Origin of the sequence: Cognatiyoonia sp. IB215446 (assembly GCF_033963825.1) — a bacterium.
Classification (GTDB): domain Bacteria; phylum Pseudomonadota; class Alphaproteobacteria; order Rhodobacterales; family Rhodobacteraceae; genus Yoonia.
On sequence record NZ_JAXBMD010000006.1, the window covers coordinates 13,490 to 37,857 of the forward strand.

General features: G+C 60.0%; 27 protein-coding genes. 11 read left to right on the forward strand and 16 right to left on the reverse strand.

Annotated features, from left to right (window positions below; translation table 11 throughout):
- Positions 1 to 9: 9 nt before the first annotated feature.
- The 4 genes from SLH49_RS18585 to SLH49_RS18600 form a co-directional block, all read right to left on the reverse strand.
- Positions 10 to 1,179, reverse strand: a complete 1,170-nt coding sequence (locus SLH49_RS18585) for an ABC transporter permease (protein WP_320270659.1) — start codon at positions 1,177 to 1,179, stop codon at positions 10 to 12.
- Entirely contained in the window at positions 1,176 to 1,844 is a 669-nt protein-coding gene (locus SLH49_RS18590) for an ABC transporter ATP-binding protein (protein ID WP_320270660.1), read from the reverse strand. Before SLH49_RS18590 ends, SLH49_RS18585 begins: the two co-directional genes overlap by 4 nt.
- A complete protein-coding gene (locus tag SLH49_RS18595; protein WP_320270661.1) occupies positions 1,844 to 2,422 on the reverse strand; it encodes a hypothetical protein in 579 nt (192 codons plus the stop codon). The genes SLH49_RS18590 and SLH49_RS18595 overlap by 1 nt, the downstream gene beginning before the upstream one ends.
- An 86-nt stretch (positions 2,423 to 2,508) precedes the next feature.
- Positions 2,509 to 3,189: an endonuclease/exonuclease/phosphatase family protein gene (locus SLH49_RS18600; RefSeq protein WP_320270662.1), complete on the reverse strand. Its 681-nt coding sequence runs from the start codon at positions 3,187 to 3,189 to the stop codon at positions 2,509 to 2,511.
- A gap of 53 nt (positions 3,190 to 3,242) precedes the next feature.
- On the opposite strand from SLH49_RS18600, the gene SLH49_RS18605 reads away from it, so the two are divergent.
- Positions 3,243 to 3,911, forward strand: coding sequence for a hypothetical protein (locus SLH49_RS18605; protein WP_320270663.1), 669 nt, complete (start codon positions 3,243 to 3,245; stop codon positions 3,909 to 3,911).
- A gap of 7 nt (positions 3,912 to 3,918) precedes the next feature.
- Here SLH49_RS18605 and SLH49_RS18610 read toward each other — a convergent pair whose 3' ends face one another.
- On the reverse strand, positions 3,919 to 4,926 hold the full coding sequence (locus SLH49_RS18610; RefSeq protein WP_320270664.1) for an FAD-dependent oxidoreductase: 1,008 nt from the start codon (positions 4,924 to 4,926) through the stop codon (positions 3,919 to 3,921).
- 47 nt (positions 4,927 to 4,973) lie between these two features.
- Between SLH49_RS18610 and mnmD the strand changes: the two genes are divergently transcribed.
- Positions 4,974 to 5,654 (forward strand): tRNA (5-methylaminomethyl-2-thiouridine)(34)-methyltransferase MnmD, encoded by a 681-nt coding sequence (gene mnmD, locus SLH49_RS18615; protein ID WP_320270665.1) that lies wholly within the window; start codon positions 4,974 to 4,976, stop codon positions 5,652 to 5,654.
- On the forward strand, positions 5,644 to 6,504 hold the full coding sequence (locus tag SLH49_RS18620) for a DMT family transporter (protein ID WP_320270666.1): 861 nt from the start codon (positions 5,644 to 5,646) through the stop codon (positions 6,502 to 6,504). Before mnmD ends, SLH49_RS18620 begins: the two co-directional genes overlap by 11 nt.
- 21 nt (positions 6,505 to 6,525) lie before the next feature.
- Here the strand turns inward: SLH49_RS18620 and SLH49_RS18625 are convergent, their stop codons facing one another.
- The gene (locus tag SLH49_RS18625) at positions 6,526 to 8,532 is read right to left on the reverse strand and encodes a transglycosylase SLT domain-containing protein (RefSeq protein ID WP_320270667.1); all 2,007 of its coding nucleotides are present in this window, start codon (positions 8,530 to 8,532) and stop codon (positions 6,526 to 6,528) included.
- 146 nt (positions 8,533 to 8,678) lie between these two features.
- Between SLH49_RS18625 and dapA the strand changes: the two genes are divergently transcribed.
- Positions 8,679 to 9,551 carry a 4-hydroxy-tetrahydrodipicolinate synthase gene (dapA, locus tag SLH49_RS18630; RefSeq protein ID WP_320270668.1) on the forward strand — a complete coding sequence of 291 codons (873 nt, stop codon included), beginning with the start codon at positions 8,679 to 8,681 and terminating at the stop codon, positions 9,549 to 9,551.
- A 30-nt stretch (positions 9,552 to 9,581) separates the two neighbouring features.
- Here the strand turns inward: dapA and SLH49_RS18635 are convergent, their stop codons facing one another.
- Positions 9,582 to 9,788 carry a hypothetical protein gene (locus SLH49_RS18635; protein WP_320270669.1) on the reverse strand — a complete coding sequence of 69 codons (207 nt, stop codon included), beginning with the start codon at positions 9,786 to 9,788 and terminating at the stop codon, positions 9,582 to 9,584.
- Positions 9,789 to 10,272: 484 nt separating this feature from the next.
- Between SLH49_RS18635 and SLH49_RS18640 the strand changes: the two genes are divergently transcribed.
- Positions 10,273 to 11,265, forward strand: a complete 993-nt coding sequence (locus SLH49_RS18640) for a hypothetical protein (RefSeq protein WP_320270670.1) — start codon at positions 10,273 to 10,275, stop codon at positions 11,263 to 11,265.
- 25 nt (positions 11,266 to 11,290) lie between these two features.
- On the opposite strand, the gene SLH49_RS18645 is transcribed toward SLH49_RS18640, so the two are convergent.
- Together SLH49_RS18645 and SLH49_RS18650 are read right to left on the reverse strand one after the other, a co-directional pair.
- Entirely contained in the window at positions 11,291 to 12,487 is a 1,197-nt protein-coding gene (locus tag SLH49_RS18645; RefSeq protein ID WP_320270671.1) for a winged helix-turn-helix domain-containing protein, read from the reverse strand.
- Entirely contained in the window at positions 12,484 to 12,927 is a 444-nt protein-coding gene (locus SLH49_RS18650) for an ion channel (RefSeq protein ID WP_320270672.1), read from the reverse strand. The genes SLH49_RS18645 and SLH49_RS18650 overlap by 4 nt, the downstream gene beginning before the upstream one ends.
- Before the next feature lie 60 nt (positions 12,928 to 12,987).
- On the opposite strand from SLH49_RS18650, the gene smpB reads away from it, so the two are divergent.
- Complete coding sequence (smpB, locus tag SLH49_RS18655; protein ID WP_320270673.1) at positions 12,988 to 13,461, forward strand: SsrA-binding protein SmpB; 474 nt, start codon at positions 12,988 to 12,990, stop codon at positions 13,459 to 13,461.
- Here the strand turns inward: smpB and SLH49_RS18660 are convergent.
- Positions 13,458 to 14,099 carry a LysE family translocator gene (locus tag SLH49_RS18660; RefSeq protein ID WP_320270674.1) on the reverse strand — a complete coding sequence of 214 codons (642 nt, stop codon included), beginning with the start codon at positions 14,097 to 14,099 and terminating at the stop codon, positions 13,458 to 13,460. The genes smpB and SLH49_RS18660 overlap by 4 nt on opposite strands.
- A gap of 114 nt (positions 14,100 to 14,213) precedes the next feature.
- Positions 14,214 to 15,398 (reverse strand): LLM class flavin-dependent oxidoreductase, encoded by a 1,185-nt coding sequence (locus SLH49_RS18665; protein WP_320270675.1) that lies wholly within the window; start codon positions 15,396 to 15,398, stop codon positions 14,214 to 14,216.
- A gap of 203 nt (positions 15,399 to 15,601) precedes the next feature.
- Between SLH49_RS18665 and sseA the strand changes: the two genes are divergently transcribed.
- The 3 genes from sseA (at position 15,602) to SLH49_RS18680 (ending at position 18,782) form a co-directional block, all read left to right on the forward strand.
- Positions 15,602 to 16,468 carry a 3-mercaptopyruvate sulfurtransferase gene (gene sseA / locus SLH49_RS18670; RefSeq protein WP_320270676.1) on the forward strand — a complete coding sequence of 289 codons (867 nt, stop codon included), beginning with the start codon at positions 15,602 to 15,604 and terminating at the stop codon, positions 16,466 to 16,468.
- Positions 16,468 to 17,652, forward strand: a complete 1,185-nt coding sequence (locus tag SLH49_RS18675) for an amino acid aminotransferase (protein WP_320270677.1) — start codon at positions 16,468 to 16,470, stop codon at positions 17,650 to 17,652. The genes sseA and SLH49_RS18675 overlap by 1 nt, the downstream gene beginning before the upstream one ends.
- Positions 17,653 to 17,825: 173 nt before the next feature.
- Positions 17,826 to 18,782, forward strand: a complete 957-nt coding sequence (locus SLH49_RS18680) for an L-malyl-CoA/beta-methylmalyl-CoA lyase (protein ID WP_320270678.1) — start codon at positions 17,826 to 17,828, stop codon at positions 18,780 to 18,782.
- Between the two features lie 10 nt (positions 18,783 to 18,792).
- On the opposite strand, the gene SLH49_RS18685 is transcribed toward SLH49_RS18680, so the two are convergent.
- Entirely contained in the window at positions 18,793 to 19,614 is an 822-nt protein-coding gene (locus SLH49_RS18685; protein WP_320270679.1) for a hypothetical protein, read from the reverse strand.
- 149 nt (positions 19,615 to 19,763) lie between these two features.
- On the opposite strand from SLH49_RS18685, the gene SLH49_RS18690 reads away from it, so the two are divergent.
- Together SLH49_RS18690 and SLH49_RS18695 are read left to right on the forward strand one after the other, a co-directional pair.
- Positions 19,764 to 20,726, forward strand: coding sequence for an acetyl-CoA carboxylase carboxyltransferase subunit alpha (locus tag SLH49_RS18690; protein ID WP_320270680.1), 963 nt, complete (start codon positions 19,764 to 19,766; stop codon positions 20,724 to 20,726).
- A complete protein-coding gene (locus tag SLH49_RS18695; RefSeq protein WP_320270681.1) occupies positions 20,727 to 21,404 on the forward strand; it encodes a M50 family metallopeptidase in 678 nt (225 codons plus the stop codon). It abuts the gene before it with no gap.
- On the opposite strand, the gene SLH49_RS18700 is transcribed toward SLH49_RS18695, so the two are convergent.
- From SLH49_RS18700 to SLH49_RS18715, 4 genes are read right to left on the reverse strand one after another with little or no spacing between them, the layout of a single operon-like run.
- The gene (locus SLH49_RS18700) at positions 21,405 to 22,013 is read right to left on the reverse strand and encodes a pyridoxamine 5'-phosphate oxidase family protein (RefSeq protein ID WP_320270682.1); all 609 of its coding nucleotides are present in this window, start codon (positions 22,011 to 22,013) and stop codon (positions 21,405 to 21,407) included.
- Positions 22,006 to 22,734 (reverse strand): lysophospholipid acyltransferase family protein, encoded by a 729-nt coding sequence (locus tag SLH49_RS18705; protein ID WP_320270684.1) that lies wholly within the window; start codon positions 22,732 to 22,734, stop codon positions 22,006 to 22,008. Before SLH49_RS18705 ends, SLH49_RS18700 begins: the two co-directional genes overlap by 8 nt.
- Complete coding sequence (locus SLH49_RS18710; RefSeq protein ID WP_320270685.1) at positions 22,731 to 23,624, reverse strand: cell division protein FtsX; 894 nt, start codon at positions 23,622 to 23,624, stop codon at positions 22,731 to 22,733. The genes SLH49_RS18705 and SLH49_RS18710 overlap by 4 nt, the downstream gene beginning before the upstream one ends.
- Positions 23,621 to 24,295: a cell division ATP-binding protein FtsE gene (locus tag SLH49_RS18715; RefSeq protein ID WP_320270686.1), complete on the reverse strand. Its 675-nt coding sequence runs from the start codon at positions 24,293 to 24,295 to the stop codon at positions 23,621 to 23,623. Before SLH49_RS18715 ends, SLH49_RS18710 begins: the two co-directional genes overlap by 4 nt.
- Positions 24,296 to 24,368 lie beyond the last annotated feature (73 nt).

A 24,368-nucleotide genomic window follows, 5' to 3' on the forward strand; every position in this document is an offset into this window, starting at 1 on the left:
TCCTGTTGGTTATGCGCCAAGGGCGAGCAGCCAACCCACCCAGGCTTCGGCATTGCGCGACACGATAATGCCGCCAAGTGTGGCGATACCGCCTGCGATTAACAATAACGTAACTGTTTCCGCCGCCAAGAGCCGCAGCACCATGTCGCGCCGCGCGCCCAGTTTGACCGCTGTGGCGATTTCGCGCGCGCGCAGGCGGTAGCTGAGGAACACAGCCAGACCGATGGCAGCAAAGGCCGCTAAGGCGATGATGGCAGTCACCACGTCCAAGAGTGATTTGATGCGAAAGATGCGGTCAACCAGCCCCTGAACCACCTCGGCAGGCGCAATCAGTTGGGTGGGGCTTTCGCTGTCCAGATACCGGCCTTTCAGGATCGTGCCGGACCGTGTGTCATTGGGGACGACAATCACCGCCGAGGTCGGAAAATCATTCTGATCGCCATGGAAATGGAAGCTTTCGATATTGTCGGGCGTGATCCTCTGGTATTGCACGACAGCGGCATTCGCGAGCGCGGCTGTCCCATCGGCGATATCGGCGGCGGTCACCACATCCTCATGCCCATGCCCGATGCCCTGGATCACCCAGGCCGTCTTGATGTCCACAAAGATCGCCTGATCGTCCGGTGAATTGGTCGGGGCCAGAACGCCGACAATGGGCATCTCAAGCGGATAGACGCCATCAAGATCAAACAGGTTCTCAGGCGCCGAAACCAGCGTGTCGCCCACCGTCTTGCCCAAAGCCGCGGCCACATCTGCGCCTATGACCGCATCGCCGAGAAACGACAGGCCGCGCCCCTCTGCCGGAGTCAGATCACGGAAGTCAAAATAGTCGAGTGTGGTGCCAACGATCCGAAACCCGCTTGACGAAAACGCCGTATGCACCGGGATCGGGATGCCAAGCCCGCTATCCCAGACCGTTTCCACCTCTTGCATCTGCACGGGATCAGGCCTCTCGTCCGAGAAATAGAGGGCCGCCATCACCAGATCGAGTTGCGAGCCGCGGCTGCCCAGCAAAAGCGGCGTGGCCTCGCCTCGCGCCACCAGCGCGCGTTCGCTGGTCGACAACAAGGTCTGAGTGGCCATGGGTACAAACAGGATCAAGGCGGCGACCAGCACCAGCACAAGGCTGCGCGCCCAGTGGTAGCGCAGATAGGCGAAGGCAAGATAGAGTGCATTCATGCCGATGCCCCCGTACGGAACTCCGCAAAATCCAGCACACGCTCAAACCGCGGCAAAAGCTCATGATCATGGGTCACGGCGAGCACGGCAGCACCGGCTTCCGCTGCCTGCTCAAACAACAGATCAAGAATTCGCGCCTTGCTGTCGGGGTCCAGATTGCCCGTCGCCTCATCCGACAGGATTAGTTTTGGCTGGGTCACAAGGGCACGGCATATCGCAACCCGCTGCTGTTCCCCTTGGCTCAGCGCATTTGGATGCCGGTCGAGCTTGTCGCCTATCCCGCATGCCGCCGCCAGCCGCTCTGCCCGGTCACGCACCGCGCTGTCGAGGGTCAATGCCGGCGTGATGCGATAGGGATAAAGGATGTTCTGCCGTGCGGGCAGGTAGTCAAGTAAGGCGAAGTCCTGAAACACAAAACCGATCTGGCTGGCGCGAAACCGCCGACGTGCCGCATCGGAGAGGATCGCAACATCGGTTCCCGCCACATCGATCTGCCCGGCATCAGGCGTCAGAATGCCCGCGATCAGGTTCAAAAGCGTGGTCTTGCCACTGCCGCTTGGCCCGACCACCGCCACGCGTTCACCGTCCTCCAGCGAAAATGCCGGAATGTGCAGCTGAAAGCCGCTATTACAATAGGCAAATGAGAGGTTTTCGATCCGCACCATCAGTTGGTTTGCGGTGCCAAAAAGGTTTCGCCAGCCGCATCGCGGTTGACCTCGCGCAACGAAAAATCGGTGATCCGCCATGCACCCTCAACCGGTGCGACGGTCAGGTCCGCGCTGTAGGTATTGCCTCGAACATGCAGGTGTTCAGCATGACCTACGGTGCCAATCACTTGCCATGAGGCGTCGATGGCCAGCACCGCCCCTTCTTGCGCGACATTTGTGGTCAAGAGCTTGATTTCATGGATCGTCTGATCCGCCTCATCCAGACCACCGCCCGCCATGGCCCCCACGCGTTCGAGGTAGAGATACTCCAAAGCACCGCCATGGGTAACGCTGGCCAAGGTGTCGTAGATGGCGTCTTCGCCGGTCTCGGTAAAAGCCTCGTAGACCACAAGCAACAGCGCGGGCGTCAGCCGCCAGAAATCTGCCCGCGCCTCTGTCACTGTCATCGGTTCCAGCCCCGGAGCCGCGAATGTGTCTGTTTCCGATATCTGATCACCCGCCGGCAAAAGTAGGAAAACGGCTAATCCGATCAGTCCAGCGGCAGATATGGCGGCAACTTTGATTATGCGCGTCATGGCGGCCTGCTCAGTTCAAAAGGGGCGATTTTCGTGCAATGTGCGCGACTTCGAAGACAAGCGCAAGCGCACGGCCTGGGTCGGTTTTACGCAACCCCGATATCGGCCCAGATTGGCAAATGATCCGAAGCATGGCGCGCCGGTCCTTCGTTGACCACACCCGCTGCCCGCACCGCCAGGCCGCGAGAGACGGCAATCCGATCAAGCGCTGCAATGGGCCGCGCGGCATGGAAGCTGTGGCCGGGGGCGTGCACGTCGAAGTCATGCAGGACCTCCAAACCTTTGTGGGGTGACCATTCGTTGAAATCTCCGGCCACCACGACGCGCTCGGCCTCATCAACGGCACGCGCAATCGCACGCAATTGTTGGGTGCGATAGCGCCGCATGAGGCCCAGATGGGTTGCGACAAGACTAAAATGATCAAGATCGACACGCACCGCGCCGCGCGGCTCCAGCCCCGGCAGATCAATATGCGTAATGCGCCCATGCCCCAGCCCCTTGCGCAACAGCACCGCATTGCCATGCCAGCCAAGGCTCACATCGTTTCGCGCAATCGGCACGACCTCAAAATCCGTCTCTGCAGCGATCATGGCGCGGCACAAAGCCGTGGGCCGGGGGGCCAGCCGCCGGTCCGCCTCTTGCAAGGCGACCACATCCGCATCAAGCCCGTTGAGCACCTGCAAAATCCGTCCCGGATCACGGCGCTGATCAAGGCCTTTTGCCTTGCGGATATTGTAACTGGCGACGCGCAGCCCTTTATCAGACATACTCATGCCCTCAACATGGGGGCATTGGGGCTGATGCGCAAAGGGGAAGGGACATGGTCAAAGCGCTCTTTTTCGGGCAAAGCCCGATCGTCGCGATTTTGTGGGGGCTTTTGCTGCTGACCTCGCTGACTGCCCTCTTTTTGGGCTTCTGGGAACTCAGCTTCGTGGCATTTTCAACCTTTGCGCTGGCGGTGACCCCGGTCTTTCTGGCCTCGCGGCTGCAGATTTCATTGCCTGTGCCGTTTCTGGTCGCGACGACGGTCTTCATCTTTGCCAGCGTGTTCATGGGCGAGGCTTTTGACTTTTACGAACGTGTCTGGTGGTGGGATGTGGCCTTGCATGCGGCCTCGTCCGTTGGCTTCGGTCTGATCGGTTTTCTCTTCGTCTTCATGCTGTTTGAAGGTGACCGCTACGCCGCCCCACCCTTTGCGATGGCATTTATCGCCTTTTGCGTCGGGATGACGGTGGGGGCTTTGTGGGAAGTGTTCGAATACCTGATGGACACCTGGTTTGGCCTGAACATGCAGAAATCCGGGCTGGATGACACGATGCAGGACATCATGATCAACGGTGCGGGCGCCGCTTTGGGATCGCTTGCAGGATACCTCTATCTGCGTGGGCGTGGCGATGGTGTGTTCAGCCGCCTGATTGATCAATTCATTGATCGCAATAAGCAGCTTTATCGCAAATCGAAGGCGCGCCTGCGCAAAGACACGCGCTAAGAAGCGTTCAAACCGGCTTGAAGTCCTGCGGAACCGTATCGCGCCTTTCGAGAAGCAGATCCGCCATGACCTCACCCACCTTCGGCGCCATCCCGAAACCGATCTTGAAACCACCATTGGCGATGAACTGCCCCGGACGGGTCGGATGCTGACCCAAAACCGGGGCACGGGATTTCGCCCGCGGGCGCACGCCCGCCCAGCGCGCAATGACGGGGGCGCCCTCCAGAACGGGGAAGACCGCCGCCGCACGCGCGATGATGTCGTCAAGCGCGGCATCGGTATTGCTGGGATCGTCAAACTCCCGCTCTGACGTCGATCCCACGGCCACCGTGCCATCCCCATGCGGAATGATATGCAGCGCGTCGGCGAAAAGCTGTGGCTGACCGACGGCATCATAACGCAACAGCGCCGCCTGCCCTTTCACCCCATTCCCGCCGATCTCCTGCACGCCAGGCCAGCCCGTCGCCCAGACAACAGCTCCCTCTTCCAGTCCTTGCGTCACAACCTCTCCGCCCAAGGGCAGCACTGCGTCGGCGAGTGCCATAGTCGCACGACGCGGGTGGATCAGCGCCGACAGAGTGTCGTGCACCACAAGGCCCGTAGGCGACGGCGGCATCCAGGTCGCATCACCGGCAGGCACCACGTCCCATGCCGCTTTGCCTTCCCACAGCGTCGCCGCGTTTTTCGCCCGCGCGCGGGCCAGTGCGACTGCCCGGTCATCGGCTAACGGCTGTAGCCGCCCTGATCTGGCATAGCCCACATCGGCCCCGGTCAATTCTTCCACCCCGGCCCAGAAATCGGCTGCCATAATCAGGCTTTCGAACTGAAACGCTTTCTTTTCATTCCAGTTTTCGGGCACATGCGGCGCCAGCGCGCCGACCAGTCCGCCGCTCGCCCCGACAGCGACGCCGAACGGGTCGATCACGCGCACGAACGCCCCGCGACGCGCGCAAGCATAGGCGACCGACAGACCAAAGACCCCTGCCCCCATCACTGTGACATCCGCCGTTGCCATTCCGCATCCTTCCGCCCAAAGATGGCGCTGTTCTAAGGCGGGTGGGCATGACAGACCAGAGCGCAAAACTCGACTGGAAAGGCGGCGTACCCATCGCGCGGGCCTTTGATGACCCCTATTACTCGCTTGAGAATGGGCTGGCAGAGACCGAGCATGTGTTTCTCGCCGGCAATAACCTGCCCGCGCGGTTTGGAGGTGATTTTCATATTGCAGAGCTGGGGTTTGGAACCGGCCTCAATCTGCTGGTCACCTGGGCTGCGTGGGACAAGGCAGGCCGACCGGGAGAGTTGCATTTCACCTCCTTCGAAGCCTTTCCGATGGAAATCCGCGACATGCGCGCAGCACTCGATAATTTTCCAACGCTCGCACCACTTACCGAGACACTGTTGGCCGAATGGACGCCAGCTAACGGACCGGTAGCATTGACGGACGGCCCCACGCTCCACGTTATCACCGGCGATGCGCGGCTAACACTGCCGATCTGGCAAGGCAAGGCCGATGCCTGGTTTCTCGACGGGTTCTCCCCCGCCAAAAACCCCGAATTGTGGGAGCCTGCCTTGCTTCAGGCAGTCGCCGACCACACCAAACCCGGCGGGACGGCGGCGACCTATAGCGCCGCGGGCCGCATCCGGCGCAGCCTGACAGAGGCCGGTTTCACCGTCACCCGCATCGCAGGCTTTGGTCGCAAGCGGCATATGACGCGAGGAAGGCTCACACGTGCAGAATAACCCGCGCCTCGGCATCCTCCTGATGATCGCGACGACCTTTGTCTTTGCGGTGCAGGACGGGATATCCCGCCATCTGGCCGAGAATTACAACGTCATAATGATTGTAATGATCCGCTACTGGTTCTTTGCGGCTTTCGTGATCACCATCGCCACGCGGCAATCGGGGTCAATCCGGGCCGCCGCGGCCACAAAGCAACCGATCTTGCAGATCACGCGCGGCACGTTGCTGGCGCTTGAAATCTGCGTGATGGTCAGCGCCTTTGTCCTTTTAGGACTGGTCGAAAGCCACGCGATCTTTGCCTGTTATCCCCTGCTGATCGCCGCCCTCTCGGGCCCTGTCCTGGGCGAAAAGGTCGGCTGGCGGCGCTGGGTGGCCATCGGGATCGGTTTTATCGGTGTGCTTGTGATCCTGCAGCCCGGCTACACCGTTTTCGCGCCTGCCGCTGCGGTCCCACTGCTTTCAGCACTTATGTTCGCGCTTTATGGTCTGCTGACCCGTTACGCCGCCCGGCGGGACAGCGCGGCCACGTCTTTTTTCTGGACCGGCACGTCAGGCGCTGTGGTGATGACCGTCGCAGGCGTCTGGTTCTGGGAACCGATGAGCGCAGTTGACTGGCAATGGATGGCCGCCCTTTGCATCACCGGCGCGGGCGGGCACTGGCTCTTAATCAAAACCTACGAAGTGGCCGAGGCCAGCGCCGTGCAACCCTTCGCCTATCTGCAACTGGTTTTTGCCAGCGCCATCGGGCTGTTGCTACTGGACGAAACCTTGCGGCCCAACGTGGCCCTTGGTGCCGCGATTGTCGTTGGCGCGGGGCTATTTACGCTGTGGCGGGAACGTCAGACATAGATGGATGTTCGCCCATCACACTTAGCCCCTCTCCGGTCTCACCACAGGCCTCACACTGGGCACATCCCCAACCACTTGCGGCAGCGGGCGGGCGATGGGGCGGATGAGGGGTTTGCGGCCGATGAGTAATTCGGTGAAGGCAATCGGCCCCACCTCACCGCTCAAGCGCGCGCGGTAGACGGGCAGGCTCTCCGTCACACGCATCACGTAATTTCGGGTCTCTCGAAAGGGGATGTGTTCGATCCAGTCAATCACATCCATTTCACGCAGGCGCGGGTCGCCGCGTTCGTCCATCCAGATATTCGGGCGGCTGGGCCCGGCATTGTAACCAGCCGCGATCAGGACCGGGGTGGGGCCGAACTCAGCCTCCAGAATGTCGAGATATTTGGCACCCAGCGTCGCATTATATTCCCAATCGCTGGTCAGCCGCACGCGGGAATAGGGCAGCCCCAGAAAGCCCGACACCTCCTCTGCCGTGGCAGGCATGACCTGCATCAGGCCAAGGGCGCCAACGGGACTGGCTATACCGATATTGAACTCGCTTTCGCGCCTCGCAATGGCTAGCGCGAGGGCAGGATCAACCGGCAGATCCATCTCAGCCAGATCATGAAGCGGGAAATAGATCGAGGGGACAACAACGCCTTGCGCCGCCGCCGTCTTGCCCAGAAGCAACGTGTAATATTGCTCATCGATTGTGTTGAGATAGGCGCCCAAAGCAGCCAACGCCTCCGGCTCTAACTGGCGCGCAATGTGGGCGAAGAAGGTCACTGCATGCCCGCGTTCGCCCCCTGCCCGCAAGAGAAGTGCGGCGCGGACCAGATCATTGTCGAAAACGGGCGCGTCCTGCCACTGCGCCTCGGCTGCCGCAAAACCCTGATCAAGCGGGCGACCCACCTTTTCGGCGGCGAGCAGGCCGTAAAACCCGGTCTGATACATGGCCGCCGCCGCATAGGCCTCGTTTGCCAGATCAGAGACACCTTTCGCCTCATGGGTGCGACCGATCCAGTATTGCATGCGCCCGATGGAAATGGGTGTGCGCACAACCCGGCGTGCGTTTTCAAAATGCGTCAGCGCCTGGGTCGGATCGCCCAAATAAGTCAGCGCCAGATACCCCGCCAGCCATTCCAGATCGGCATAAGCGGCACCGTCGCGCAGATAATGGCGCGCAGCCAGCAGATAAGCCTGCTCTGCCCGCCCCTCGCGCATCTCGGACCTTGCCAGCACGCGGCGCCAACTGGCCCAGCTTTGCGGCTCTCCCAAAGCCGCGCGCGATGTGGAGCGGTCGATCAGCATCTCAATCGCCTCTTCGCGGTTGCCGCGACCAATCAGCCACGTGTAGCGGGCATGGGCAAAACCCGGATCTTCGCGCAGTTCCTCGGGCACCGCGTTGTAAAGCGGTAGCATGTTGCGCGTGCGCGCCAGATACCCGATCCGCGCGGCAGCGAGGGCCTGCTGGTCATCATCCAGCAAGGGCAGCATCCGCCGCGCCTCGCGCAAACGCGATTGCCAGAGCAGCGCATCCGCGCGGGCCAGATGAAAAGGCTCCAATACATCGCCAAAGGCGGCGATCAGCGCCTTTTCCTCATCAGCACTCAAACGCGGCCCGATCCAGGCCTCGCGCAACATCGCCTTTGCGTCATCAATCCGGCCCGCATTCGTCAGCGCCTCGGCCAGTCGCAGCGCACCGTCGCCGGTTTGTGGTGGGTCTTCGGCGAACCAGGCAATGATCTCATCCGGATCATGCCCTTTTTCGATGACCCGCTCAGCCTCTGCCCGCAGACGCCGCCAATCGGGCCAGTTGGGATGCGATTTGGCAAAGGCCTGATAGGCGGCAAAACTGCCCTGCCCCTCGCGCAGGCGCAGCCATGTCAAAACGTCTTTAGTCAGCGGATCAGGCGCGATCAGATAGGCTCGGTTCCAACCGATTTCGGCCTCTTCAATCGCGGCCATAGCGGCAGGGTCCACATCCTGGGCCAAGAGAGAGGGCGCCGCCAAAAAGCTCGCCACTATCGCGCTGAGAAGTCGCATCGCACCACCCGCCCTGCCTGTTCTTGCCCGATGATAGGTCAGGCCCCTACAATCGCAATGCACAAACTTGGCAATTGGCGGAAAGCGGTCTAGGTTCCGCCAGCTTTTACCGGCGATTCAAGCCATCAACCAGAAGGAAGCGTGCCATGTTCCAGGGATCTCTCCCCGCCCTCGTCACGCCGTTCGCGAACGGCCAGGTCGATGTGGACGCGCTGAAAAAACTGGTGAACTGGCATATCGAACAGGGCAGCCACGGGCTGGTGCCGGTCGGGACAACCGGCGAAAGCCCGACGCTGACCCATGACGAACATGATCTGGTAGTCGAAACCGTGGTGAAAGAGGCTGTTGGTCGGATTCCAGTCATCGCCGGTGCCGGGTCGAACAACACGGCTGAAACCGTGCGGCTGGTAGAAGCGGCGAAAGGCGCTGGTGCCGATGCCGCCCTTGTGGTGACGCCCTACTACAACAAGCCCACGCAGGCCGGGCTGATCGCCCATTTCACCGCTGCCGCTGATTGCGGGCTGCCGATCATCATCTATAACATCCCGCCCCGCTCGGTCATCGACATGACGCCCGACACAATGGCGGAACTGGCGCAGCACGAGATGATCGTCGGCGTGAAGGACGCCACCGCCGACCTTTCCCGCGTGCCTGCCCAGCGGATGCGCTGCGGCCCGGACTTCATCCAATTGTCGGGGGAGGACGCGACGGCCTTGGGCTTTAACGCCCATGGCGGGCAAGGCTGCATCTCGGTCACAGCCAATATTGCGCCCAAGCTCTTGTCCGAGTTTCAGGAAAGCACTCTGGCGGGCGATTATGCCACAGCGCTCACGCAACTCGACCGTCTGATGCCCCTGCACGAGGCGGTCTTCACCGAGCCCGGCCTTTGCGGCGCGAAGTATGGAATGTCGCTGCTGGGGCTTTGCAGCGACGAGGTCCGCTCGCCGCTAACCACGCTGACGGATGGCACAAAGGAAAAGGTGCGGTCAGCGATGGTCCACGCGGGACTGCTCAACTAGCTTGGTGATTTGGCCTATCGCTTATTCTGGTTACAGGTTTTCCTCCAGCAGATCCTCAAAACCATCTAAGAAGATGACACTGGCGGTCACTGCCGCGACGACAACAAGCACCGCACCAGTCGCAACACCGCGATTGATGCGATCCGTGCGCTGTGCCTCCGTTTCATTCGGCGGTACGGCGCAAGCGGGCAGGGTCGCGATTACTGCGATCAAAACAAGTTTTGCAAGAAAGTTCATACTGGGGTCCTTCAGAATAGAAACGAACCGGAAAGCTGCGGACTTCGAAGCAATATGACGAAAGAAAACCTTGAAATAACAATATCGTAGCCACGCAACTCTTGGACCGTACCTTAGGCTAAGACGGGCAAGCCGCGTGCCGCAATCTGTGTTCAAATCTTGCGAGCGCGAAACCGCCCAAACATCACGGAGGTAAGCGGAATTCTTGATTTGCGTTGAGAGGTAAACTCTGCTCCACGAAACGATGCCACTGGAGTGGCAAGGAACCATTGGGTGAGCACAGGCTCGCCGTCGGAGATCAACTTGAGCACTAGGCTACGATCTGAAACATCGAAACGCTACAGTTTGAAACACCCTCAACGGCGGGCGGCACGCGAGAGGTATCAAAACGATCCAAGGCGTGGGACTTGCCGCAACTTGGATCGCTGGATTTCATCATACCGGTGCCCTACAAACCGTGGAAATACAAATATGAGGGGCGAATATGGGTGCTTGGGGTGCCGGGCTCTATCAGTGTGACGAAGCCGCAGATGTGAAGGAAACGTTCGCGGATACAGTGAAACTCCCCGTTGATGTTGACGAACTCGTCGCCCGTGTCACTGGCAAAAGCGGCCTTGGCGCTGATCCCCTTGCCGAGGAAGAAGTCGATGGCTGGCTTGTGATTGCCGATCAACTCCACCTTTTCGGGCTTGATCATAGACCCACGTTTGAAACGGCCCTGAACATCATCGATAGCGGTGCCGATCTGAAAGCCAAGGAAGACATGGAGATGAGCCCGCGCGATCTGAAGAAACGCGCACAGGTGCTGCAGGACCTCAAAGCCAAATGGGCCGCGCCCCATCCCAAGCCGCGCAAGCGCAGGATGATGAAAGGGCCCGAGAAATACCTCTTCGAAATCGGCGACGTTTGGATCATGCCTGCGGCTGGCGGATCACCTTTACCCTTTGATTGGCACGGCTATGATCCCGCAACAATCGATCAGCACTACAAACCGGAAGGCTGGGCCGGTTTTGCTGTTTTTGATCGGTGGCGGCACGAAGACTTCTATGCCCGCTATCTGATCGTCATTCTTGGTATCGACGGGGCCGACAAGCCAACCTTGGAGGCTGCCGCCGACCTTCCGATCCGCCATGTGACCGACCAGATCCCCTATTTGGACGCGAATGACGAGCTGCAGCACCGCGATGTGGTCAGTGAACAGGTCTATACAGCGTATGTCCGCACCCCGGGTAAAACGCTACGGATGTGGCAGGCAGAACGGCTCGGGTCGCTGGGCGAGGTGGATGCCGAAGGGTTGCTTGCCGCGCTGAAGGGCGAGTTCAAAGATACGCACACGCCCCGCGCCGGTGTCGCCTCAATCGAGCACCTGATGACTCTGTCGTCCTTTCATCATAACTTCGGTTGGGGCGAAGATGGCGACGACACCACCCAGATATCGGAATCGACTTTCATGCCGTTATCCCGTTTTATGAAATGATGCCGCTGCTGATTGCACGATAGTACTAACCCGCCCCGCGCAACCACCCATCGGCGTATCGCACGCCTTCGCAACTGCCGAAGACCGCCGCACGCTCCAGCTCTTTCTCCAAAGCCTGTAGGCGGCCCGACCCCATCCTTACACCCTTCTCTGGCCAGAAGGTGCGGATGGCCAAGACCCCTTCTTCGCGTTTCATGTCGATCCGTCCGATCATCCGATCACCCTCTATCACGGGGAAGACATAGTAACCGTATTTGCGCTTGGCTTCGGGCACGAAGATCTCAATCCGGTAGTGAAAGCCAAAGAGCCGTTCGGCCCGTTTGCGATCCCGCAACGCGGGGTCGAAGGGGGAAAGGATGCGCGCACGCGGCACTGGCGCGGGTATCTCCCGATCCATGATGTCGGGCCACGCGAAAGAACGGCGTAGTTTGCCGTCCACCCCTTCCACATCCACTTCGATGATCCGGCCCTCGGCCAATGCGGCCGCGCACCATGCCTTGGCCTCTGCCGGCGTCAGGTGGTCCCAGAACGCCGTCAACTCACCGCTCGTGGCAAAACCCAGCCGGTCCAGCGCACCCGCGCAACACCATTCGATCGTCTCATCAGGGTAGTGCCGGCGGTTCAGATGCCCCGCCGGGATCACCCGTTCGGTCAGATCATAGACCTTCTTAAAGCCATCGCGGCGCACGACCGATACCTGCCCGGACCGCCACAGATATTCCAGCGCGGTCTTTGACGGATGCCAGTCCCACCAGCCGCCCGAGCCGCGCGCCTCATCCTCACCCACCTGACCCGAGGTACATTGTCCATGATCAGCGATCCGGCGCAGGACCGCATCAATCTTGCCCATGAAATCGCCACGTCGCCATTCGCTCCACCGCTCTTCCATGCGCACCGCATCGCGTTGAAACCGCAGCCGCCAATGGGCAAAGCTTTCGATGGGAATGACCGAGGCATCATGGGTCCAGTGCTCGAACACCTGCCGGTCACGTGCCAAGAGGTGCCGCAGCGCCTTGGGGCGATATTGCTGCCGCCGCGACCAAAGGATCAGGTCGTGAGCGCGGGCAAAGGTGTTCACGCTGTCCACCTGTACAAAGCCCAGATCGTTGATCACGCTTTTCAGGTCTGCCCCTTTGCCGGTGCCGCTTGGTCGAGATGCGAGGAGGTGTTGGGCGAGAAACAGGTGCCGCGCCTGGCGGTTGCGCAATACCGGTACGCTCACGTCTCAGCCTTTGTCATCTGCAATTGGTGCAAGCGCACCTGGCGCAAAGCCTCAACCAGCAGCGCCGTCACCAGCCCGATATTCAACAGGCCGTTGGCCGCTGCCATCCCACCCAGAAGACGCCACTCCACCGGCAAGAGCACGTCGCCAAAGCCAAGTGTCGTAAAGGCCACGAGTGAAAAATAGACGGCCAGCTCAAGCGTATCGAAAACGCCCAGCGCCAACATAGTAACCGCCCAGGCCCAGACGCCCGCCGTCATCTGAGCCATGATCCAGACAGCAGCGATGCACAAAACAAGGATCAGCTTCGGCCGGTGCGGTGCCCGGGCCAGCCAGGGGCGAGCGCGTAAAAGCCATGTTTCCATCAGCCAATAGCTTACCCCCGCAATCATGATCGAAAACAGCATCAACGCTGTCCCCAAGGCCAGTTGAATGAACATCCCTGCGTCTCCCCGGCGCATCTTGTATGAGGGCGCGCCATCGCTTATCTCGGCCCAACTATGGCCAAGAAACCGGAAAACAAAAACTACAAAGTCGTCGCCGAAAACCGGCGCGCCCGGTATGATTACGCCATTGAGGATGATCTGGAGGTCGGCATCATCCTGACCGGGTCCGAGGTGAAATCCCTGCGCATCGGCCAGTCCAATATCGCCGACAGCTATGCATCCGTCGATAATGGCGAGCTTTGGCTGACCAACGCCTATATCGCGCCCTATGACCGGGCGATGTTCAGCCATGAAGAACGGCGCAAGCGCAAGCTGCTGGCCAGCAAACGCGAGGTTGCTAAGCTCTGGAACGCGACCAAACGTGAGGGAATGACGCTGGTCCCGCTGGTGATGTATTTCAACGACCGAGGCCTCGTGAAGCTGAAGATCGCGACAGCCAAAGGCAAAAAGCACCACGACAAGCGCCAATCAGAGGCCAAGCGCGATTGGGGTCGCCAGAAGCAGCGGCTCTTGCGGCACGGCGACTAGCTCCGGCTGGTTAGCAACCGCAGCCCGGCGAGTGCAAAGAACGTGCCCAAAACAGCCTGAATCCCGCGTCGCGCCTTGCCATAAAGACGCACCATGACATCGGTCGAAAAGGCGACGGCGTACATCAGGTGCAAGATCACCGACAGGATAAACGTCCCCAGCACGATCACCGCGCCGACCCAGAATGGCGCTCCGTCCTGCAGCCCAAGCGATATAATCGCGATCCAGGACAGCGCCGCCTTGGGGTTGGTCATCTGGATGATATATCCGCGTCGCAGATAGCCCAGCTTTGTACGGCGCCCGCCTGCTAGTTCTTTCGCTTCAATGTCGTGCCGGGCGGCGGCCGACCTGAACGCTTTGTAGGCCAGCCATAAGAGATACGCGCCGCCAAGCACCTTGATTACGAGCAAGGCCGATGCATAGGTCGCGAGCAGCGCCGAAAGCCCCAGCACCGTTAGGACAGCCCAGGTGAACGACCCGATGGCCACGCCCATGGCCAGCGCCATACCCGACCCGCGCCCGACACTCATCGACGTGCCCATCACCGACAGGACATTTGGCCCCGGACTGGCAATCCCCAGCAAGAAGGCCGCATAGGCCGTCAGAATTCCAGGAAGATAAAGTGCAACATCCTGCATGGTCTGTCCTCTCAAAGGATCATGATGTTCGCACTATGTTCTCATGGAGTGATTTTGGCAACTGAAAGAGTGCATCAATGCCAACCCCGGAAGGCTGGCATTAATGCTCATCTGCTACTCCGCAGGCTCGGTCAAATGTCGGCTTTCTTTTTCTGCGGCATAATTCGCTTGCGCAGTTTCAACGGCCTTGGCGTGAATATCCGCCAGTTCCGGCCGCATCTTCTGCGCCCGCACTGCTGCATTCATCGTCGACATGTGCTGGCCCTGGAAATGTGGGAAGACTTCGCGAGCGATGAGTTCATAGCTTTTCTTTGTCGCTTCGAAGTTCGCCCAGTTATGCGCCAGCATAAGGTAAGCACCGAAGCCACCGTTGGACTGTTTCCAGAGACGGTCGATCTGCGCGCGACACATCTCGGGCGTGCCGACAGCGCCAAAGCCGCTGTCATTGATGAAGTCGATCATCTCCTTGGCGTTCTGGCCGGGCATCGACATCTGTGGAAAGGCAGCGATTTCCTGGAAATAGTTGAACCAATGCTCGATCCCGTATTCCACGTCACGCCGCGCCTGTTCGGCGGTCTCGGCGATATGGCAAAGCCCGACGAGGCGCCATTTTGATCGATCAACTTTCTGGTTGTAGTGTTTCGCCTCTTCCTCGATCACGTCCCAATGCAGGGCGAGCGCATCAAATCCAGCAGCGGTTGTCGCCCCGATAGAGATCAGCCCGGTCCCGTATTTGCCCGCAAGCTTCGGGCCGGTGGGTGAGGCAACCGCGGCAGTGGCCAGATCAAAGTTCGAATAGGGGCGCAGATGCAGGCGCGCATCCTTGAGCACCCAACGCTCATTCTCGAAATTCACTGGCTCGTCCGAACGCAGAAGCCGTGTGACGATATCCAGCCCGTCCGCCAGCAGACCGCGTGTGTCTTTCTGGGAGAGCCCGATCATCGTCGCATCCGTTGGCAGCGATCCAGGCCCAAGCCCCAGCATGGCCCGGCCGCGTGTTAGATGATCAAGCTGCACGATCTTTTCCGCAACCCAAAGCGGATTGTGATAACTGACCGAGACAACGCCCGTGCCCAGCCTGATCCGGCGGGTGCGCGGCGCTGCAGAGGCGATCATGATCTCCGGGCTTGCAGAAATCTCGGACCCGGCAGAGTGGTGTTCGCCAAACCAGACCTCATCATAATCGCACCGGTCGAGCCACTCCACCAATTCCAGATCCTGCTCCAGGGCAAGTGTCGGGTTGATCCCCGGCTTGTGAAAAGGCGCCAGAAAAATACCAAAACGCATACGTTCAGTCATTGCAGTTCCTCCCATTTTGGCCATCGCGCTGGGCGATTGACCTTAGGGAAGGTTAGCGCGGCACAAACAAAAACACCAAATCACATCTGGCATGCGCACTGGTTGCCAAAACTGAGTGGGCTTTCCGTGCGATGTCCCGCACTGCCTTGTCTTGGCGCGCGGCGCGCGGTAGCTCTGAGTGCACCACAGACAATGGGCGTGACATGACACCTGCCATAGCAGACGATCCGAAAACGCTGGTCAGCACAAACTGGCTTGCCACGCATCTGAAAGACCCCGATCTGAGGATCTTCGATGCCTCATGGTATCTGCCTGATATGGGTCGTGATGCGCATGCGGAGTATCTCGCCGGGCATATTCCCGGTGCGCGGTTTTTTGACATTGATGAGATTAGCGACGGCCGCTCAGAATTGCCGCATATGGCACCGCCGGTCGAGAAATTCATGTCGCGCATGCGGGCGATGGGTGTCGGTGACGGGCATCAAGTCGTCGTTTATGACGGGATCGGTATTTTTTCCGCCGCCCGCGTCTGGTGGCTGTTCAAGCTGATGGGGCAGCACAATATCGCGGTGCTGGATGGCGGGCTGCCCAAATGGGTGGCCGACGGGCACAAGACCACGACCACCCCTCCGACGATCCGCGACCGGCACATGACCGTCAAAACCGAACCGCAGCGCGTGCGGGATGTGACCGAAGTGGCGCGTGCAGCGAAACTCGGCGATCACAGCATCATTGATGCGCGCGCGCCTGCCCGCTTTCGGGGCGAGGCGGAAGAGCCGCGCGAGGGGTTGCGAGCGGGCCATATTCCGGGATCGCAGAATGTCTTTTATCAGGACCTTCTGAACGATGATGGCACGATGAAACCGCCCACGACTTTGCGCACGATTTTCAAGGATGCCGGTATCGACCTGCAAAAGCCCGCGATCACGACCTGCGGGTCGGGGATCACCGCTGCGATCTTGTCACTTGCCCTTGAGCGCATGGGCAAGACCGATCACGCTCTTTACGATGGCTCATGGTCCGAATGGGGCATGTATGCCGACCTTCCCATAGCTACCGGAGCCGCCTGATGCTGGAAAATCTCACCGCCCAACCCGCTGACAAAATCCTGGCGCTCGTCGCGAAGTTTCAGGCCGATCCTCGCATGAACAAGATCGATCTGGGTGTCGGCGTGTATAAGGACGCATCCGGCAACACGCCGGTCATGCGTGCGGTCAAAGAGGCGGAGGCGCGCATCCACAAGAGCCAAAAGACAAAGGCCTATACCGGCCTTGCCGGTGACCCGGTCTTTCGGGACGCGATGCGCGATCTTGTTCTGGGCGATAGCGTGCCTGCCGAACGTGTCGCGGCTATTGCGACACCCGGCGGTACTGGAGCGGTGCGGCAGGCGCTGGAACTGATCAAGCTGGCAGCACCCCGCGCCACGATCTGGCTGTCGCAGCCGACCTGGCCGAACCATCCGTCGATCATCAAGTATCTGGGCATGAACATGGCCGAATACCGTTATTTCGACGCAGAGACGCGCGGCGTGGATCTGGCCGGTGTGCTCGCTGATCTGGGGCGGGTCAATGCGGGCGACGTGGTGCTTTTGCACGGCTGCTGCCACAACCCGACCGGCGCAAACCTGACTTATGATCAAATGGCACAGGTCATTGGTGTGTTGCAGAACCGGGGCGCCGTACCGATGATCGACATTGCCTATCAGGGTTTTGGTGACGGGCTGTCGGAAGATGCGAAAATCACCCGACAGATCGCCAGCAGTTTTGAGAACTGCCTGATCGCGGCGAGTTGTTCAAAGAACTTCGGGATTTATCGAGAACGAACCGGCATACTGATGGCCGTCGCCAAGGATGCTGATCAACAGGCGCTGACCCAGCAGAACCTCGCCTTTCTGAACCGCCAGAACTATTCCTTCCCTCCCGATCACGGAGCGCGCATCGTCTCGACCATTCTGACCGACCCGACATTGCGCGCCGATTGGGAGGCGGAGTTGGAAGAGACCCGCAAAGGCATGCTCGACTTGCGTCAGCAATTGGCTGATGAGCTGCGGCGGCTGACAAATTCGGACCGGTTCGATTTTCTGAGCGCGCATCGTGGTATGTTCAGCCGGCTAGGGACGACACCGGACAAGGTAGATGTCTTGCGGGACGAATACGGCGTTTACCTTGTGGGCGACAGCCGGATGAATATTGCAGGATTGAACAAGGAAACCGTGCCTGTGCTCGCCAAGGCAATCGTCAGCGCAGGTATCTGAGCCGGAGCGAAGGAAATTAGCTAATTTCCTTCCGAACACAAATATTTTCGCGAAAATTTTTGCGCCGCAGCGTCGCGGATGCTGCGCATGCGAATTGCGCTTGTGAAGCGCCGCGTAATATTCTATCCCCTGCACTACTACTGACGAAATAATCATTCGCGAGGATCGGATCCATGTCATTTCGCCTTCAGCCGACACCACCGGCGCGCCCTAATCGTTGCCAGTTGTTTGGACCGGGATCGAACACCAAGCTTTTCGCGAAAATGGCCGCCTCGGCGGCGGATGTCATCAACCTTGATTTGGAAGACAGCGTTTCACCGACAGACAAGGATGTGGCCCGCGCGAATGTCATTCAGGCGATCAATGAGGTTGACTGGAACACCAAGTATCTCAGCGTGCGGATCAACGGGCTGGACACGCCTTATTGGTACAAGGACGTGGTCGATGTGCTGGAACAGGCGGGTGACCGGCTCGATCAGATCATGATCCCCAAGGTTGGCAATGCGGCGGATATCTATGCGGTCGATGCGCTCGTCACCGCGATTGAGACGGCGAAAGGGCGTCAGAAACCCATCACCTTTGAGGTCATCATCGAATCCGCCGCAGGCATCGCCCATGTGGAAGAGATCGCCGCGAGCTCCCCCCGCATGGCGGCAATGAGCCTAGGGGCCGCGGATTTCGCCGCCTCCATGGGCATGCAGACAACGGGGATCGGCGGCACACAACAGCAGTACTACATGCTCCATGGCGAGACCCGCCACTATTCCGACCCCTGGCACTGGGCGCAAACGGCCATTGTGGCGGCGTGTCGGACCCATGGTGTGCTGCCAGTGGACGGCCCATTCGGCGATTTCAGCGATGATGAAGGCTACCGCGCGCAGGCGCGCCGCTCGGCCACTTTGGGCATGGTGGGCAAATGGGCGATCCATCCCAAACAGATTGCCCTGGCCAATGAGGTCTTTACCCCATCAGATGAGGCCGTTGCCGAGGCCCGCGAAATCCTTGCCGCCATGGAAGACGCCAAGGCTAGGGGCGAAGGGGCGACAGTCTACAAGGGCCGCCTGGTCGATATCGCGTCGATCAAGCAGGCCGAAGTAATTGTGCGCCAGTCCGAGATGATCGCGGGCTGACGCGAAGGGCTTATTGGCCCGCGAGGGTCAACTGACCGGCATTGAAAGCGTCACGGCAATCTGTCGCATCGCGCATGATATCGTCCTGCAGCAGCGGCGTGCTGGTCATGCCGGGACCAGCAAAGCGCATGTCGTCGCATTCGCCATCATTAGACCAATCACCACTGTCGTCGCCGAAATCGACGCTACCGTCTTTGGCAACGCCGCGCAGTGACAAGCGACCCGCCTGGAAGGCCGTGGCGCAATCAGTTGCATCGCGCAGCACATCGTCCTGCAGAAGCGGCGTTGTGGTCATCCCTGCCCCTTCAAAACGCGCATCGTCGCATTCGCCATCATTGGACCACTGGCCCAGATCATTGCCGAAATTGACGCCTGCAACGATCAGATCAGGTACGTCAGGAACGGCAACATCACCGGCAAGGCCGAGCAAACCGGCCTCAAAAGCGGTCCGACAATCGGTGGCGTCGCGCATGATGTCATCGAAGAGAAGCGGTGTTGTTGTCATCCCGGGACCGGCAAAGCGCATATCGTCGCATTCGCCGTCATTGGACCAATCGCCATCGTCGTTACCGAAATCGATGGTCCCATCAGCGGCCACGCCGCGCAGCGTAAGGCGGCCAGCCTCGAATGCCGTCGCGCAGTCGGTTGCATCACGCAGAACATCGTCGGATAGAAGCGGGGTTGTTGTCATTCCCGCGCCCTCAAAGCGGGGATCGTCACATTCGCCGTCATTCGACCATGACCCGCTGTCGTCGCCAAAATCGATGGATTGCGCCCAAACCGGGCTGGCCGAGATACAGGCAACCACTCCCAAAAGACCAAGAATTCGCATGATGTATTCCTATTTATGCGTGATCGGTGCGGCCTCTGTTTCATCGCTGCATGTGGAGGTCAAATGGCAATATCATGACATTCTGGTGCCGTTGCCATCGTGCGACCCATACGCCATATATCTGCAAAGTTTTGCAATGAGGCGTGGTCATGACCCAATATCTCGACTTCGAAAAACCGCTGGCCGAAATCGAAGGCAAGGCAGAAGAGCTGCGCGCGATGGCCCGCGACAACCCCGAGATGGACGTGGAAAAAGAGGCGAGCGCGCTGGACAAGAAAGCCGCCGACCTGCTGACCTCGCTCTATGCCGATCTGACGCCCTGGCGCAAATGTCAGGTGGCGCGCCACCCCGACCGGCCCCATTGCAAGGATTATATTGAGGCGCTTTTTACCGAATATACACCGCTCGCCGGTGACCGGAACTTTGCCGACGACCATGCGGTGATGGGTGGGCTTGCCCGGCTTGAGGGTAACCCGGTGATGATAATCGGCCATGAAAAGGGCAATGACACCAAATCGCGGATCGAGCGGAATTTCGGCATGGCCCGCCCAGAGGGCTATCGCAAGGCGATCCGGCTGATGGATTTGGCCGACCGGTTCGGCCTGCCCGTGATCACCCTTGTGGACACGCCCGGTGCCTATCCCGGCAAAGGTGCCGAAGAACGCGGCCAGTCCGAGGCGATTGCCCGGTCGACCGAGAAATGCCTCGAACTTAAAGTGCCGCTGATCAGCGTTGTGATTGGTGAAGGTGGCTCCGGCGGCGCGGTCGCGTTTGCCACGGCCAACCGGGTCGCGATGCTGGAGCATTCGATCTATTCGGTAATCAGCCCCGAAGGCTGCGCCTCGATCCTGTGGAAAGACGCCGAAAAGATGCGCGAGGCAGCGGAGGCTTTGCGCCTGACACCGAAAGACCTGCACGAGCTGGGCGTTTGCGACCGGATCATCCCTGAGCCTGAAGGTGGCGCGCATCGCGACCGTGCGGCGGCGATCAAATCGGTCGGTGAGGCTCTGGTGCAAATGCTGAACGAGTTACGCGATCTGTCGGGCGACAAACTGCGCGGCGACCGGCGGGGCAAGTACCTTGATCTCGGCGCAAAAGGCCTTGCTGCGTAGGTGACATATCTGAAGGGCCATTGGCAGCTCTTACTGCTGACCGTACTTGTCTTTGCGCTCTGGCAAACGCCTGTGGTCATTCCTTTGAAAATCCTGATCGTCTTCTTTCATGAACTGTCGCATGCGGCGGCCACGATCCTGACCGGTGGTGAGGTGATCAGCCTCAGCGTCTCAGCTGATCAAGGCGGCGTGGTCTGGAGCCGGGGTGGCAACCGCTTTTTGACGCTTACCGCTGGCTACCTTGGGTCCCTGCTGATTGGCGTGGGCCTTTTGGTCGCCGCCACGCGCAGCAAGGCGGATCGGGCGATCATGGCGGCCTGCGGTGTTGTGATGCTGGTGGTCGCGGGGCTTTACATCCGCGATTTCTTTGCGCTGTCCTTTGCGATTGGCATAGGCGTCGCAATGCTGCTGATGTCGCGTTTTCTGGGCCATGCGGCCAATGATCTCGCACTGCGGGTCATGGGGCTGACCAGCATGATCTACGTGCCATACGACATTTTCAGCGACACGATTGCCCGGTCAAACCTGCGGTCTGACGCGCGCATGCTGGCCGAGGAGTTCGGCGGAACCACGATGATGTGGGGCGGGTTATGGCTGGTGCTGAGCCTTGTCGTGATCGGTGCCTGCCTGCTTCGGGGGTTAGGGCCGAATAGTAACCTGGTATTCAAGCGAAAGTAGTCACCACATCGTCTTGGCTGCCCGCTCGGGCCATTCGGCGTCATAGGCAGTACCGTCAAACCCCGCCTCTTGTTCGGCGAGCAACTCTCCGACAGTCGGTAACCCCGCGCTTTCGTCCCCCGATGACCAGACCCGCGCCCGCATAAGCGCGCGGGCGCATTGGCTGTATACCTCGGCCACGGTGATCACCACCACACTGCGCGGCTGGCGGCCTTTTTCATCGAAGCGGGCCAGGACATAGGGCGCGACTGACACAACTGCCGTCCCGTTCACGCGCATCACATTGTTTGAGCCGGGTATGATGAACATCAGGCTGATCCGCCCGTCAGCCACGATATTGCGCAGCGTGTCCATCCGGTTGTTCCCGCGCCAATCGGGCATCAGCAGCGTTTTGGCATCCTGCATCTGCACAACCGGGCCATCATCGCCGCGCGGGCTGCCATCGGTGCCTTCGGGCCCGACGGTCGAGACCATGCACAGGCGCGAGGCCATGATCCATTTGGCATAAAGCGGGGTCATGTGGTCAGCGACCTTGATCAGTGATGCTTTGCCGGGTTGGCCGTAAAGCGCCTCTAGCGCTGCGATATCGGTGATCACATGGTCAGCCATGAAAGCCCGCCTCTTTGTTCAGCTTGTCAGACGCCGTTTCGATGTAATGCTCAAGCCGCGTCATGAATTCATCAACCGCAAGGCCGGGTTCGATGCGCGGCAGAAACTCAAAAATCGCCGTGCCCTGTTTGCGCATCACCCCGCGCTTGGGCCAGTAGACGCCCACATTCGTGGCGACGGGCACCACCGGCTGGCCAAGATCCTTATAAAGCGCGCCGGTGCCAATCTTGTAAGGCGCCTTGACCCCCGGTGCGATGCGGGTCCCCTGCGGGTAGATGATCAACTGCCCCGGCAAGGCGCGACCCGCGCGGACATCCTCGACCATTTTGCGGATGGCCTGACCGCGCTTGCCCCGGTTGACGGGAATGCAACCAATCCGCAACCCGAATTGCCCGATGATTGGTGCATATTGGAGGATCGATTTCATGATGAACTTGCCGCGCGGGATGGCGCCGTAGATCATCAGGACATCAAGGAAAGACTGGTGCTTTGCGGCGACCATCACCTCGTCTTTTGGCGGGTCACCACGGATTTCGACCTTCAGCCCGATCATCCAGGACGCAGTCCAGCGGATCCAGACGCAATAGGCATGACAGCCCGCAATTGCGCCTTTGGGCGAGATGATGGCGGGGATCAGATAGATCACCCCACAGACCAACATGGCGACATACATCTGGCCATTGAAGACCAGCGACCGCACCCACTGCACCGGATTACTCATATCTGTTCCCTTAACCTTGCAAACGCGGCTGCCCTGGTGGCGATGAAGGCGACGATAGCCGATAGGGGTGGAATAACCAGTGGCCAGAGCCAGCCAAACCCCTGAAACCCAATATTGGTCATCAGCCCACCGACATCCTCGCTGTCTGGCAGCAATGATATGGCGATCAGACCAAGCAGAACGCCACCCGTCGCACCAAGACCCGCGCGCAAGGTAAAGCGCCGCACGAAAGCGCGTGCGATGTAGACGTCACGCGCGCCGACAGCACGCAAAACCCGGATCACTTGCGCATTGGCGTTGAGCGAGGCCTGCGCCGCAAGCGAAATAATGGCGGCCACAACCCCGCCAATGAGCAGAACGATCAGCCAGCCAAGCGACCTGACCCGTGATGCAGCCTGCAGCAAAGGCGCGCGCGAGGCGCTGTGATCGTCAAGCACCGCGCCGGGAACCTGCCCGTTGAGCCGCGCGCGCAATCCAGCCGCGTCATAGCCTTCATCTGTGGCGATCACCTCGATCAATTGTGGAACGGGCAGAGTGTCAATCGGTAAGTCGGGACCGAACCAGGGCTCCAGCAGGGCCTGTTGCTCATCAGCCGATAATGCCCGCGCAGAGGCGACGCCGGGTGTTGTTTGCAATACTTCAAGCGCTTCGATCAGCAAAACGTCAGCAAGCTCTGGATCGGCAGGCAGGCGCAGCGTGGCTGATTGCGCGAGGTCCTGCGCCCAACGGTCGGCGACGCGACCGGCACTTAAGGATAGGGCCAGCGCGATGACCGCCAGAAACGCCATCACAGCGGCGGCAAAGACTGTCAACCGCGCCGTCAGACCGGTCGGTGGGACGACCCGGTCGGCTTGCCGGTCACCGACAATGAGGTCAAGCACGGCACTCACAACTCTGTCCCCGCATGGGTCAGTTGCCCATCCTTCAGCCGCAAGACACGGGCGTTGACATCCGATTTCACCGACCGGATCAGATTGAGGTCATGGGTCGCGATCAGCACCGCCTTGCCCATCTTGTTCAACTCGACAAGCAGGGTCAGCAGCCGCTGCGACATCTCCCAATCCACGTTGCCGGTCGGTTCGTCCGCGATGATGACGTCGGGCGACATGATGACCGCACGCGCGAGCGCTGCGCGCTGCCGCTCTCCGCCCGACAGTTCCGGCGGCAACTGCCCGGCTTGTAGGCCCAGGCCGACCCAGGCCAATAGTTCTTTCAGGTTCCCCGCCGCCTCATGCGCACGGCCTGCCACCGTCAACGGCAGCGCGATGTTTTCAGCGACGGACAAGTGATCGAGGAATTCGCAGTTCTGATGCACCACGCCGATCCGCCGCCGTGCAAGGGCAATCGCATCGCGATCAAGCGCTGCTATGTCTTGCCCAAATAGGCGCACCTGCCCGCCAAGCGCATAAAGACCGGCATAACAAAGCCGCAGAAGGGTCGTCTTACCGGCGCCGGAGGGTCCTGTCAGGAAGTGAAACGACCCGGGCTGCAAGGCCAGAGAAAGCTGTGAAAAAAGCGCCGTGCCGCCATAGCCATAAGACACTTTATCAAGTTCGATCACGTGGCTTTCCTTTGCGCCTCAGCGCCCTTCTGCCCAAATCTGCGACGGGTTTCAATGATCCGACTTTGGCCAA

What these genes read in the sequence shown, in the direction of transcription:
- SLH49_RS18625 (WP_320270667.1), bottom strand. Translation starts at nt 8,532, where the DNA reads ATGCGACTTCTCAGCGCGATAGTGGCGAGCTTTTTGGCGGCGCCCTCT.
- SLH49_RS18675 (WP_320270677.1), top strand. Translation starts at nt 16,468, where the DNA reads ATGCTGGAAAATCTCACCGCCCAACCCGCTGACAAAATCCTGGCGCTC.
- SLH49_RS18690 (WP_320270680.1), top strand. Translation starts at nt 19,764, where the DNA reads ATGACCCAATATCTCGACTTCGAAAAACCGCTGGCCGAAATCGAAGGC.
- SLH49_RS18650 (WP_320270672.1), bottom strand. Translation starts at nt 12,927, where the DNA reads ATGTTCATTCAACTGGCCTTGGGGACAGCGTTGATGCTGTTTTCGATC.
- SLH49_RS18605 (WP_320270663.1), top strand. Translation starts at nt 3,243, where the DNA reads ATGGTCAAAGCGCTCTTTTTCGGGCAAAGCCCGATCGTCGCGATTTTG.
- SLH49_RS18595 (WP_320270661.1), bottom strand. Translation starts at nt 2,422, where the DNA reads ATGACGCGCATAATCAAAGTTGCCGCCATATCTGCCGCTGGACTGATC.
- SLH49_RS18660 (WP_320270674.1), bottom strand. Translation starts at nt 14,099, where the DNA reads ATGCAGGATGTTGCACTTTATCTTCCTGGAATTCTGACGGCCTATGCG.
- SLH49_RS18665 (WP_320270675.1), bottom strand. Translation starts at nt 15,398, where the DNA reads ATGACTGAACGTATGCGTTTTGGTATTTTTCTGGCGCCTTTTCACAAG.
- SLH49_RS18590 (WP_320270660.1), bottom strand. Translation starts at nt 1,844, where the DNA reads ATGGTGCGGATCGAAAACCTCTCATTTGCCTATTGTAATAGCGGCTTT.
- smpB (WP_320270673.1), top strand. Translation starts at nt 12,988, where the DNA reads ATGGCCAAGAAACCGGAAAACAAAAACTACAAAGTCGTCGCCGAAAAC.
- sseA (WP_320270676.1), top strand. Translation starts at nt 15,602, where the DNA reads ATGACACCTGCCATAGCAGACGATCCGAAAACGCTGGTCAGCACAAAC.
- SLH49_RS18680 (WP_320270678.1), top strand. Translation starts at nt 17,826, where the DNA reads ATGTCATTTCGCCTTCAGCCGACACCACCGGCGCGCCCTAATCGTTGC.
- SLH49_RS18610 (WP_320270664.1), bottom strand. Translation starts at nt 4,926, where the DNA reads ATGGCAACGGCGGATGTCACAGTGATGGGGGCAGGGGTCTTTGGTCTG.
- SLH49_RS18685 (WP_320270679.1), bottom strand. Translation starts at nt 19,614, where the DNA reads ATGCGAATTCTTGGTCTTTTGGGAGTGGTTGCCTGTATCTCGGCCAGC.
- SLH49_RS18635 (WP_320270669.1), bottom strand. Translation starts at nt 9,788, where the DNA reads ATGAACTTTCTTGCAAAACTTGTTTTGATCGCAGTAATCGCGACCCTG.
- dapA (WP_320270668.1), top strand. Translation starts at nt 8,679, where the DNA reads ATGTTCCAGGGATCTCTCCCCGCCCTCGTCACGCCGTTCGCGAACGGC.
- SLH49_RS18700 (WP_320270682.1), bottom strand. Translation starts at nt 22,013, where the DNA reads ATGGCTGACCATGTGATCACCGATATCGCAGCGCTAGAGGCGCTTTAC.
- SLH49_RS18585 (WP_320270659.1), bottom strand. Translation starts at nt 1,179, where the DNA reads ATGAATGCACTCTATCTTGCCTTCGCCTATCTGCGCTACCACTGGGCG.
- SLH49_RS18640 (WP_320270670.1), top strand. Translation starts at nt 10,273, where the DNA reads ATGGGTGCTTGGGGTGCCGGGCTCTATCAGTGTGACGAAGCCGCAGAT.
- mnmD (WP_320270665.1), top strand. Translation starts at nt 4,974, where the DNA reads ATGACAGACCAGAGCGCAAAACTCGACTGGAAAGGCGGCGTACCCATC.
- SLH49_RS18600 (WP_320270662.1), bottom strand. Translation starts at nt 3,189, where the DNA reads ATGTCTGATAAAGGGCTGCGCGTCGCCAGTTACAATATCCGCAAGGCA.
- SLH49_RS18705 (WP_320270684.1), bottom strand. Translation starts at nt 22,734, where the DNA reads ATGAGTAATCCGGTGCAGTGGGTGCGGTCGCTGGTCTTCAATGGCCAG.